The following is an 11,983-nucleotide window of genomic DNA, read 5'->3' as shown; positions in this document are numbered from 1 at the left end:
GGCGATCGCCGCGCCCGAGCGCCAGGCCGACCGCGGCGGGCAGGCTGTGGCCGAGGCCGCCGCTCGCCATGGTGTAAAAGCTGTCCTGGCCCCGCATCGGCATGAATTTGTGCATCGATGGGCGGTGCGACGGCGCTTCTTCGACCAGCGCGGCGTCATCGCGCATTGCGGTGAACAGCAAATGCAGCAGAAACTCGACGGGGATCGGATCGGCGGCCGAGGGCGGCGGCGGCAACTTGCGGCCGGCTGGCGCGGCGCGCCTGGTTTGGGGCAGCATCTGGAGCAGCATCGCAAGTGCCGGCTTCATGGTGGCGACGATGCTGGTGCCGCTCGGCGAGACCGAGGCCGCGTCGGGATCGTCGGTGATCTGGTAGATCGCGCTCTTGCCGTCAAAGATCGTGGCGTGGCCCTCGACGTGGAAGGTGAACACCGGCGCGCCGATCACGACCACCAGATCGTACTCGCGCAGGGCTTCAGACAGCTGCCCCGGCGAGGCATGCAGGAAGCCAGCAAATTGCGGATGCTGCTCAGGGAAGGAGCAGCGCGCCGAAAACGGGCTGACCCAGACGGCGGCCTTGGCCTTCTCCGCGACCTGCACCATCAGATCGACGGCGCCGGCGCGATCGACGCCGGGACCGATCACGAACGCCGGGCTCTTGCTCGCGGCGAGTGCGGCAAGCAGCGCCGTCATCACGTCCAGATCGGGGCCGATCTCGCGGCTGAGCCTGCGCGCCTCGACGGGTTGCGCCGGATGAGCCCAGTCGTCGATCGGGATCGAGACGAAGGTCGGCCCGCAGGGCGGCTGCATCGCCGTGTAATAGGCCCGCGCGATCGCTGCCGGCACATCCTCCGGCCGCGCCGGCTCGACGCTGAACTTGACATAGGGCCTGGGAAATTCCGAGGCGCGCTCGGCATAGAGAAACGGCTGCAACGGCAGGATCGATCGCGCCTGCTGGCCCGCGGTGATGACGAGCGGCGTCTGGTTGCGATGGGCGGTATAGATGTTGCCGAGCGCATTGCCGACGCCGGCTGCGGAATGCAGGTTGACGAAGCCGGCGTTGCGGGTGGCCTGGGCGTAACCGTCGGCCATGCCGATGACGGAGGCTTCCTGCAGGCCTAGCACATAGTCGATGTCGTCGGGCCAATCGGAGAGGAAGGGCAGCTCGGTCGAGCCGGGATTGCCGAATACTTTCTTGATGCCGAAGGCGCGCAGCAGCTCGAACGTAGCCTGCTTGACGGTGAGGGATGGAGTGGTGGTTTGGACTGGCTTGCTGGACAAGGGGTGTTCTCGGCCGATTAGAGCAAAGGCTGGTTTGTTGCTCCGTCACTGCGAGCGAAGCGAAGCAGTCCATATCTCCCGGGTGGAGGGATGGATTGCTTCGCGGTGCTCGCAATGACGGGGATACAGGGTCACCATGTCGCGGTGCCCTTCATGGTCGGTTGGCCTGCTTCGTTGGCGGTCCATAGCTCCAGGCCCGTATCGGTTTCGTTGGCGTTGACCGAGAACGCGCTGCCCTCGAACAGCGGCTGCAGACCGCGATAGCTGAATTTCTTTGGCGGCTGGCCGCCATGCAGCTTGGCCGCGAGCTCGACGATCAGCGCCGCCTGCAGCGGGCCGTGGAAGATCAACCCGGGATAGCCTTCGACCTTGGTGACATAGTCGCGGTCGTAGTGAATGCGATGGCCGTTGAAGGTCAGCGCGGAGTAGCGAAACAGCAGCACCGGGTCTGACACATGGGTTTCGCGATGTTTCGCGGCCGGCTGCGCGGGGGCCGGCTTGGCCGGTGCTGCGGCTTGCGCCGACGAGACGTCGCGATAGACGATGTCCTGGCGTTCGCGGATCGCGATGCCGCGGGGCGAGATCACTTCGTGCTCCACCGAGACGAAGCATAACGTGCCCGTCGAGCCGGATTTTTGCGTCACGTCGGCGATCCGCGATCTGCGGGTCGATTGATCGCCGACCCGCAAGTGATCGAGAAACTGCAGCTCGCCGCCGGCCCACATCCGGCGCGGCAGCGGCACCGGCGGCAGGAAGCCGCCGCGCGTCGGATGCCCGTCCGGGCCCAGCTCCGACATCGGAAACACCGGCTGCGCCAGGCACCAATGCACCGTGAACGGCGCCGCGTCGCCCGGCCTGGGGTCGCCAATCTCCTGGAACAGCGTCGCGCGCAGGCCCTTCACCAATTGCGCGGTGACGATGTCGGTCGCTTCCGTGCTGCGGCCGATCCATTGCCGCAATTGATCGAGATCGAGCTTTTCGGTCATGACGATGTCCGAACGGGTGATTTTTTCGGCCGGTCGGCGTGCTCGCCGATTCCGGGCACGGCGCCATAGTGGCGCGGCTGGTCGACGAAGATCGCGGCTGGCGCCGGATAGGTCACGACGCCCTTCGGCGTCTTCACCTCGATGCGGCGCAGATGCGGGTGGATGGTGAGGTCGGCCATGGTGTTGACCTCGGCGAACGCGATGTCGGCGTCTGCCAGGCGTTTCAGCAGCTCATCGCGGCCCAGAGTGGCGAAGATGTCGCCGACCGCCTTGTCGGTCAGCGGCCGATTGCGGACGCGCTCGACCATGTTGGCAAGCCGCGGATCGGTGATGAGCTCCGGCTGTCCCAGCACCTCGGCACAGAGCTTTTTCCATTCGCGCTCGCTCTGGATCGAGATCAGGATGCCTTTGCCGTCCCTGGAGCTGAACACGCCATAGGGCGCGATCGAGGGATGGGCGAGGCCCATGCGCCTGGGCGGGTTGCCGGCCTCCGAATTGAGCAGCGGCACCGTCAGCCAGTCAGCCATCACGTCGAACATCGAAATCCGGATGTCGGCGCCCTTGCCGCTGCGGGTGCGCGCGAACAGGGCTTCCAGGATCGCGGCATGCGCGGTGGCGCCGGTCGCGATGTCGACGATCGAAAGGCCGACACGCGACGGACCGTCCGCGGTGCCGGTGATCGAGGCGAGCCCGCTCTCGGCCTGGATCAGGAGGTCATAGGCCTTGCGCTGCGCATAGGGGCCGTCGTCGCCATAGCCGGTGATGGTGCAGCAGATCAGCCCCGGATAATCATTTTTCAAGCGGTCAAGCGAAAAGCCTAGTCTCTCCATCGAACCGGGTTTCAGGTTCTGCAGCAGCACGTCGGCGCCGGCGATCAGCTGCTCGAGGCTGGCGCGCCCCTCTGTGGTGGCGAGGTCGACCACCAAGGAATCCTTGCCGCGGTTGAGCCAGACGAAATAGCTGCTCTGTCCCTTGGCCGCCGCGTCATAACCGCGGGCGAAATCGCCCTCCGGGCGTTCGACCTTGATGACATGGGCGCCGGCATCGGCCAGGCGCGAGCTGCAGAACGGGGCGGCGACCGCCTGTTCGACGGCGATGACGGTGATTCCTTCGAGCGGAAGCATGATCTGTTCTCAGTAGGAGCGCGGCATGCCCAGCACATGCTCCGCGATGAACGACAGGATGAGGTTGGTCGAGATCGGCGCGACCTGGTAGAGCCGCGTCTCGCGGAACTTGCGCTCGACGTCGTACTCCTCGGCGAAGCCGAAGCCGCCATGGGTCTGCACGCAGGCATTCGCCGCTTCCCAGGAGGCGTCGGCGGCCAGCATCTTGGCCATGTTGGCTTCGGCGCCGCAGTCCTGCCCGGCCTCGTATCTGCGGGTCGCTTCCTTCACCATCAGCTCGGCCGCGCGCATCGATGCGTAGGCTTTTGCGATCGGAAACTGGATGCCTTGATTCTGGCCGATCGGCCGACCGAACACGCTGCGTTCCTTGGCGTAGTCGGTCGCCTTGGCGATGAACCATTTGGCGTCGCCGATGCATTCGGCGGCGATCAGGATGCGTTCGGCGTTCATGCCGGAGAGGATGTAGCGAAAGCCCTTGCCTTCCTCGCCGATCAGATTCTCCGCCGGCACTTTCATGTCGGTGAAGAACACTTCGGTCGTAGCGTGGTTCATCATGGTGCGGATCGGCCGGATCGACAGCCCGGCGTGCCGCGCTTCCCGCATGTCGACGATGAACACCGACAGTCCCTCGGTGCGCTTCTGTACCTGGTCCTTCGGCGTGGTGCGCGCCAACAGGATCATCAGGTCGGAATATTCCGCCCGGCTGGTCCAGATCTTCTGGCCGTTGACGATGTAGCTGTCATTGCCCTCGCGCCTTGCAAAGGTCTTCAGCGAGCTGGTGTCGGTGCCGCTGCTCGGCTCGGTCACCCCGAAGGCCTGCAGCCGCAGCTCGCCGCTGGCGATCTTCGGCAGCCATTTCGCCTTCTGCTCGGCGCTGCCGTGCCGCAGCAAGGTCCCCATCGTGTACATCTGGGCATGGCAGCCGCCGCCATTGCAGCCCGCGCGCTGGATCTCCTCCAGGATCGCCGCCGCCGCCGACAGTTTCAGGCCCGCCCCGCCATATTCCTCGGGGATCAGCACCGAGAGGTAGCCGGCCTGGGTCAGCGCATCGACGAAGGCGGACGGGTAAGCCATCTCGCGGTCGAGCTTGCGCCAATATTCGCCGGGGAATTGCGCGCAGAGTTTGGCCACCGCGTCGCGGATATCGGCGTGCTCGTCTGGTTCGTCTGCAGTCATTTGAACTCGGCCTGAAATCGGGGCTAGAGGCCGGCGTAAAACCGCGAGCCTCACGCCTTGGTTAGCAGGGCCGGGCAGGCGGGGGTAGTGTCAAAACGCGGGGGCGGCCTACGCCAGGATACAGCGTCCGCGCTGATGGGCACGGCGCGAAAGGGCCGCCTTTTGCCCACGCTTGTAGAGCTCTGCTGACGTGACGCCCGCGAGGCTTCCTAAGACGCGCCATCATGGCCGGGCTTGTCCCGGCCATCCACGTTCTTCCTCGCGGCCAGGACGTGGATGCGCGGGACAAGCCCGGGCATGACGAGCTGATGTGCGGCGAAAGCGTACTCCAATCAACATCTCGCTCATGACAATATCTGCTGCGTAGCGTGGTCAAAGGCGCATCTGGCCGTGCCCCGTCAAGCAGGGATACGCACCGGCAGCGACTCGATGCCGCGCACAAAACTGGAATAGACCCGCTTCGGTGGGCCCACCACCTCGATCCGGTCGAAGCGCTTCAGCATCTCCTGCCAGACGATCTTCAATTGCAGCTCGGCGAGCCGCATGCCGACGCAGCGGTGAATGCCGAAGCCGAACGATAGATGCGTGCGCGGCCGGGCACGATCGATGATGAACTCGTTGGGCCGCTCGATCACGTCCTCGTCGCGGTTGCCGGAGACGTACCACATCACGACGCGGTCGCCCTTTTTGATCGTCCTGCCGCCGAGCTCTGTATCGACCAGCGCAGTGCGCCGCATGTGGGCGAGCGGCGTCTGCCAGCGGATCACTTCCGGCACCATGGACTCGATCAGCGCCGGATTGTCGCGCAGCTTCTGATACTCGCCAGGATGCTCGTTCAGCGCCAGCACCGAGCCGCTCATGGTGTTGCGGGTGGTGTCGTTGCCGCCGACGATCAACAACAGGATGTTGCCCATCAGATTGTCGGGATCCATGTGGCGGGTGGCTTCGCTATGCGCCATCATCGAGATCAGGTCGTTGCGCGGCTCGCTATTGACGCGCTCGTTCCAGAGATTGGCGAAACAGGCCTTGCACTCGTCCATCTCCTGGCGCCGCTGCTCGGGCGAGTCCACCACGCCGCTCTTCGGCAGCGCGGTCGAGACGTCGGACCACCGCGTCAGCTTGCGCCGCTGTTCGAACGGAAAATCGAACAGCGTCGCCAGCATCTGCGTCGTCAGTTCGATCGACACCCGATCGACGAAATCGAAGGTCTCGTTGCGCGGCAGGCTGTCGAGCACCTTCGCCGAGCGCTGGCGGATCAGGATGGCGAGCTCGTCGAGATGGGTCGGCGTGAACATCGGCGACACGGTCTTGCGCTGGTCGGCGTGCTTCGGCTGGTCCATGGCGATGAAGCTCGGCCAGTCGTAACCCGGCGGCATGTCGCGGATCGAGATACCGCCAAGACTCGCATCGGAGGAGAAGATGCCGTGATTGGTGTCGACATGCATGATGTCGTTGTATCGCGTGACCGACCAATAAGGCTCGATCGGCGAATTGGTGCAGTAATGCACCGGCGCTTCCTTGCGCAGCCGCTCGAACCACGGCCACAGCGTATCGTCCCGGAACAATCGTGGCGCGCCGGGGTGAAAATCCGCCAGTGGCGTCGCGTAGGCCTCTTGCCGCGCCAAACGCTGCAGTTCGGCCCTGTCGGAGGAAACGGCAGTCTGGATGTTCATCGTTGACAACCCCGTGAGCGGTTGAGGCAAATCAGCCGGCAATGCGGACCGGCAGCGTCTCATAGCCCTTGACGAAACTCGAATATACCCGCTTTGGCTCTGCTACGACCTCTATGTTTCCGAAGTGTTTCAGGATTTCCTCCCAGATGATTTTCAGCTGCAGCTCGGCGAGCCGGATGCCGACACAGCGGTGAATGCCGAAGCCGAATGAGAGATGCGTGCGCGGCCGCGCGCGGTCGATGATGAACTCATAGGGACGCTCGATCGCCTCGTCGTCGCGGTTGCCGGAGACATACCACATCACGACCTTGTCGCCCTTCCTGATCTGTTTGCCGCGGAACTCGATGTCCGCAAGCGCGGTGCGCCGCATATGCGCCAACGGAGTCTGCCAGCGGATCACCTCCGGCACGAAGCTGTCGATCAGGGCCGGATTGTTTTTCAGTTTCTCAAACTGATCCGGGTGCTGGCTGAGCGCGTAGAGGCTGCCCGACAGGGTATTGCGGGTGGTGTCGTTGCCGCCGACGATCAACAGCACGAGATTGCCGAGGAAATTCTTCGGGTCCATGTCGCGGGTCGCTTCGCTGTGCGCCATCATCGACAACAGATCGCTCTTGAGCGGCTGGTTGATGCGCTCGTTCCAGAGTTTTGCGAAATATTGCGCGCATTCCATCAGTTCCGCCTGGCGCTCGGCCTCGGTCGCGACCAGTCCGTCCGGACCCGGCAGCGTGGTCGCGATATCGGACCAGCGCGTCAGCTTGCTTCGGTCCTCCCAGGGAAAGTCGAACAGCACCGCGAGCATCTGCGTCGTCAGCTCGACCGAGACCCGATCGACCCAGTCGAAGGTTTCGTTGATGGGGAGATTGTCGAGGCATTCGGCGGAACGCTTGCGGATATTGATCGCGAGCTGGTCGAGATGGGTCGGCGTGAACATCGGCGCCACCGTCTTGCGCTGCGCGCTGTGACGCGGCGGGTCCATCGCGATGAAGCTCTCGCGGCGCAGATCGGGCGCCACGTCGCGGATGGTGATGCCGCCGAGCCAGGCCGCTGAGGAGAACGTCGCGTGATTGGTCTCGATGTCCATGATGTCGCTGTACCGGGTCACCGACCAGTACGGGCCGAACATGCTGTCCTTGCAGTAGTGCACCGGATCCTCGCGGCGCAGTCGGTCGAAATAGGGCCAGTGCGTGTCGGAACGGAACAGCTCGGGGTCACCGGGATCGAAATCGGCTAGCGGCAGCGAATAGGCGCGCTCGCGTGCGGCCTCCTGCGCGGCCGTCTGAGCGAGATGGATGGTCCCGTGCATGAGCGGCTCCCCTTTGCTCTCTTTCGTTTCAACGCCGCTTCGGCGTTGCACCGAAGCTTTGGCTTTGTCTTGGATTACATCCCCTTGCGCGCGCTGGGGCAAGGGAGAGTTTGCCGCATCCCGGCTGGTATCCCACGCTGCGCCGCTTTCCGCCCGTGACAAGCGCGGTTGCGGCGAATAAGGCTGTAGGCGAGTTGCCAGCACAATTGCCGGAGGCCGACCGACCATGATTCCCAACGCGCATCGGATGTTCAACTTCGATCTCGGCGAAACCGCGGACGCAATTCGCGAGACGGTCCTCGATTTCTCAGCCCATGAGATCGCGCCGCGGGCGGCCGAGATCGACAAGAGCAATCAGTTCCCGCGCGACCTCTGGCCGAAGCTCGGCGCGCTCGGCCTGCATGGCATCACGGTCGAGGAGGACTACGGCGGCTCGGGGCTTGGCTATCTCGAACACTGCATCGCGGTCGAGGAAATCTCGCGGGCTTCGGCTTCGGTCGGGCTCTCCTACGGCGCGCATTCCAACCTCTGCGTCAACCAGATCCGTCGCAACGGCAACGAGGCGCAGAAGCGGAAATATCTGCCCAAGCTGATCTCCGGGGAGCATGTCGGCTCGCTCGCGATGTCGGAGCCCAATGCCGGCTCCGACGTGGTGTCGATGATGACGCGCGCCGAGAAGAAGGGCGACCGCTATGTGCTGAACGGCAGCAAGATGTGGATCACCAACGGGCCGATCGCCGAGACGCTGGTGGTCTACGCCAAGACCGACCCGTCGGCCGGCTCGCGCGGCATCACCGCCTTCATCATCGAAAAGGGCATGAAGGGGTTTTCCACCGCCCAGAAGCTCGACAAGCTCGGCATGCGCGGTTCGGACACCGGCGAACTGGTGTTCGACAATTGCGAAGTGCCGGCGGAGAACGTGCTCGGCGAGGCCGGCCGCGGCGTCAATGTTCTGATGTCCGGGCTCGATTACGAGCGCACCGTGCTGGCTGCGGGCCCGCTCGGCATCATGCAGGCCTGCATGGACGTGGTGATGCCCTATGTGCACGAGCGCAAGCAGTTCGGCCAGCCGATCGGCAGCTTCCAGCTGGTGCAGGGCAAGATCGCCGACATGTACACGACGATGAATGCCTCGCGCGCCTATGTCTATGCGGTCGCCAAGGCCTGCGACCGCGGCGAGACGACGCGGGAGGACGCCGCCGGTGCCATTCTCTATGCGAGCGAAAAGGCCACGCAGTGTGCGCTCGACGCGATCCAGCTGCTCGGCGGCAACGGTTATATCAACGACTATCCGACCGGCCGCCTGCTGCGCGACGCAAAACTGTATGAAATCGGCGCCGGCACCAGCGAAATCCGCCGCATGCTGATTGGGCGCGAATTGTTCGAGAAATCCGCATAAAAAGGTAACACAAAGCGACAAATCGAACCGGCGCTGTCTTCCGGACGACAAATCTCCGGCCTAGCGTGCTACCGTGAGTGATGCGTCCGGGAGGTTGAGTAGTGAATCAGATGAGCTTTGTCGGGCAGCCGCCGCCGCTGCCCCCGGTCCCGGTGTCCTATATCGGCCGACGCGGCGATTTTTTCCGCTTGGTGGCGCGGGGTGCGGCGCTGGAGCTCGTCACCGTCGGTTTCTATCGATTTTGGCTCGCGACCGATATCCGCCGGCATCTGTGGTCGCACACCCTGGTCGACGGGGATGCCGCCGAATATACCGGCCGCGGCAAGGAGCTCTTGCTCGGATTCCTGTTCGCGCTCGCGATCCTGGTGCCGATTTATCTGGCCTATTTCCTCATCGGCATCGAGGCCGAGCGTCTCAAGGCATTTGGCGGCTTGCCGCTGCTGATCGCATTTTTTGCATTCGGACAATTCGCCATTTACCGTGCCCGCCGCTACCGGCTGACCCGCACGGTCTGGCGCGGCGTCCGCTTCTGGATGGATGGTTCGGGCTGGGCCTATGCCGGCCGCGCGATGCTCTGGGGAGCGCTGGTCCTGCTGACGCTCGGTCTGGCGCTGCCCTGGCGCGAAGCCGCGCTGGAACGTTACAAGATGAGCCATTCCCATTATGGCGAGCTGCAAGGCCGTTTTGAGGGCCAGGGGTGGGAGTTCTTCAAGCGCGCCTGGTGGCTCTGGCTGTGCGCGCCGTTGGCGCTCGTGCTGTTTCCATTGGCTCCGTTCCTCTATGCCGAGTTCAAGGCGGTGGAGTGGCGCTGGTGGTTGTCCGGCATTCGTTTCGGCGGCCTGCGGTTGGAATCGACCTTGCCGCGGCGCGCGCTGTACGGCCTCTATTGGAAGGTGATCGGCTGGTTCTTGCTGCTGTCGGTGAGTTCGGCTGCATATTTTGGGTTCTGGTCTTTCTTGTTCGTCAAGATGAACAGCGTGACCAGGACTCATCCCGTCACGCATGAGATGATGATCCACAGCATACCGATATGGATCATGATGGGGCTTGGATATCTCGCCTTGATCCTGTCGCTCAACGTGGTGATGCGGCTCTATCTGCTGCGCGATGTCTGGGCCACCACATCGGCATCCGTCGAGCTGCACGGCATCGAGGCGGTGGCGAATGTCGCGGCCAAGGGCGATCTGGCGAGCGCGCTCGGTGAAGGCTTTGCCGACGGTCTGGACGTCGCCGGGTTTTGACGGCCGGAGCAACCCGTTCGATGGATAGTGCCGCAGATGCCGCCAAGGCTGCTCCGAACTTTGCTCCGGGCGGATCGGTGGTCTATTTCGACGGACTGTCGAGCCGGCGGCGGTTGGTTGCCATCGGTCTCGCCGATCGGCTCGAGATCCGCGAGGCGGAGGGCGCTGTCGTCGCCTGGCCCTATGCCGATATCCGTCGCGCCGACAGCGCGCCGGGAGTCCTGCGGGTGTCGTGCCTGTCCGCGCCGCCGCTGGCGCGGCTCGAACTGCGTGATGCGGCGCTCGCGGCCGAACTGGCCGCCCACTGCCCGAAGCTCGATGAGAACCGCGTCGACGGGCGCAGCGTCGCTGGGATCGTCGGCTGGTCGCTGGCGGCGACATTGTCCATCATTGGCGTCGTGCTGTTCGCCGTCCCGCTCGCGGCCGACCGGCTCGCGCCTCTGGTGCCTCAGGCCTTCGAACGGCGTCTGGGAGACGCCGGCGAGGTGCAACTGAAGGCCATGTTCGGCGGCAGGGTCTGCAAAAGCGAGGCTGGCCAGTTGGCCTTCAGCAAGCTGGTCAATGCGGTTCGCGAGGCGGCCGGGCTCGACCCATCGGTGCAGTCGGCCGTGTTGGCGACTCCCGTTCCCAATGCCTTCGCATTGCCCGGCGGCAGGGTCTACCTGTTCGAGGGATTGTTGAAGAAGGCGGAAAGCCCCGACGAGATCGCCGGCGTTCTGGCCCACGAACTCGGGCATCTGAAACATCGCGACAGCATACGCGAATTGCTGCACAACAGCGGCAGTTCATTCCTGATCGGGCTTCTGTTCGGCGACGTCACCGGGTCGAGCGCCGTCATCTTCGCCTCGCGTTCGCTGCTGACCGCGTCCTATTCGCGCGATGCGGAGCGAAATGCCGACAGCTTCGCCATCGAAATCATGCACCGGCTCGGCCGCTCGCCAAGACCTCTCGGCGATCTGTTGTTTCGCGTCACCGGAAAGGAATCGAACAGCAGCTTCTCGATCCTGGCGAGCCATCCGCTCACGGAAGATCGCTTGCAGCGGATGAAGGATGAGGACCGTCCACCTTCCGGGCCGCCGCTTTTGACGGCGACGGAATGGCAGTCGCTGAAATCGATCTGCCGCCCGGGGGCGGCGCTTTGATCGGCGAGTCCGGGCAGTCCCGAGTTAGCTTGCCGCCGGCTTGGGCGCCGGATCCGGCGGCTCCAGGTCCCACACCGCTCGCATCGCCGAGAAGGCGCGCTCAATCGCCGGCTCATGGCGGCGCGCCGCGAGACAGCCAAAGCTCAGATCGCAGGCCAGCGTCACCCCGTCGGCGATGACGAAGTTCGGCGTGCGGCTGATGCGCTCGAGCACGCAATCGCGCGCCAGCGAAAGACAGATGCCGGATTCGACGAAATCGATCATGGCCTCTTCCTGGTCGGCGAACGCGACCCGTTTCGGCAGCGGCCCGAGCGGGCGAAAGATATCGTCGAGCAGACGGCGATGGGCGGAGGCGGGCGGGGTTGCAAGCCATGGCAGCGTGGCCAGATCCGACCAATCCTTGCCCTGCACCTTGTCGCTCCATTCCGCTGGCGCGATCACGCGATAGACGAAGCTCATCAGCGGCGCCAGCCGGTACTTGCCGTCCTCCACGCTGCGTTCGGCGCAAGGCTGCGCCATCATGGATAAATCCGGTGTCGCGTCGATGTAGTATCCGACGTCGAGCTCGCCCTTGCCGATCTGGGCGAGGACGTCATCGCTCATGCCATGGCGAAGAAAGACCTCGGTCTTCTGCGACGATGCGGTCAGGCTTCGCACGAA

General features: G+C 64.3%; 10 protein-coding genes. 3 read left to right on the top strand and 7 right to left on the bottom strand.

From position 1 onward, the window contains the following. The 6 genes from mdlC to WCB02_RS17230 all read right to left on the bottom strand — a co-directional run. Window positions 1–1,279 (bottom strand): benzoylformate decarboxylase (mdlC, locus tag WCB02_RS17255; RefSeq protein ID WP_423959814.1); only part of this gene is annotated, 1,279 nt, incomplete at its 3' end. 131 nt (window positions 1,280–1,410) lie between these two features. Next, entirely contained in the window at window positions 1,411–2,265 is an 855-nt protein-coding gene (locus WCB02_RS17250) for an FAS1-like dehydratase domain-containing protein (protein ID WP_423959811.1), read from the bottom strand. Then, on the bottom strand, window positions 2,262–3,389 hold the full coding sequence (locus tag WCB02_RS17245) for a CaiB/BaiF CoA transferase family protein (RefSeq protein ID WP_423959810.1): 1,128 nt from the start codon (window positions 3,387–3,389) through the stop codon (window positions 2,262–2,264). The genes WCB02_RS17250 and WCB02_RS17245 overlap by 4 nt, the downstream gene beginning before the upstream one ends. Window positions 3,390–3,398: 9 nt before the next feature. Then, entirely contained in the window at window positions 3,399–4,565 is a 1,167-nt protein-coding gene (locus WCB02_RS17240; RefSeq protein ID WP_423959808.1) for an acyl-CoA dehydrogenase family protein, read from the bottom strand. 398 nt (window positions 4,566–4,963) lie between these two features. Continuing rightward, on the bottom strand, window positions 4,964–6,238 hold the full coding sequence (locus tag WCB02_RS17235) for a cytochrome P450 (protein ID WP_423959806.1): 1,275 nt from the start codon (window positions 6,236–6,238) through the stop codon (window positions 4,964–4,966). Window positions 6,239–6,269: 31 nt separating this feature from the next. Then, the gene (locus tag WCB02_RS17230; RefSeq protein ID WP_423959804.1) at window positions 6,270–7,541 is read right to left on the bottom strand and encodes a cytochrome P450; all 1,272 of its coding nucleotides are present in this window, start codon (window positions 7,539–7,541) and stop codon (window positions 6,270–6,272) included. A gap of 226 nt (window positions 7,542–7,767) precedes the next feature. Between WCB02_RS17230 and WCB02_RS17225 the strand changes: the two genes are divergently transcribed. From WCB02_RS17225 to WCB02_RS17215, 3 genes are all read left to right on the top strand, one after another. Beyond that, a complete protein-coding gene (locus WCB02_RS17225) occupies window positions 7,768–8,940 on the top strand; it encodes an isovaleryl-CoA dehydrogenase (RefSeq protein ID WP_423959802.1) in 1,173 nt (390 codons plus the stop codon). A gap of 110 nt (window positions 8,941–9,050) precedes the next feature. Next, on the top strand, window positions 9,051–10,181 hold the full coding sequence (locus WCB02_RS17220) for a DUF898 family protein (protein WP_423959815.1): 1,131 nt from the start codon (window positions 9,051–9,053) through the stop codon (window positions 10,179–10,181). Window positions 10,182–10,201: 20 nt separating this feature from the next. Further along, the gene (locus WCB02_RS17215; protein ID WP_423959800.1) at window positions 10,202–11,323 is read left to right on the top strand and encodes a M48 family metallopeptidase; all 1,122 of its coding nucleotides are present in this window, start codon (window positions 10,202–10,204) and stop codon (window positions 11,321–11,323) included. A 24-nt stretch (window positions 11,324–11,347) separates the two neighbouring features. Here the strand turns inward: WCB02_RS17215 and WCB02_RS17210 are convergent. After that, a partial coding sequence (locus tag WCB02_RS17210) for a substrate-binding domain-containing protein (protein ID WP_423959797.1) occupies window positions 11,348–11,983 on the bottom strand: 636 nt, incomplete at its 5' end.

Source organism: Bradyrhizobium sp., assembly GCF_049581145.1.
GTDB lineage: Bacteria > Pseudomonadota > Alphaproteobacteria > Rhizobiales > Xanthobacteraceae > Bradyrhizobium.
The sequence above is the reverse complement of the archived record's forward strand: the minus strand, read 5'-3'. Positions and strand labels throughout refer to the sequence as shown.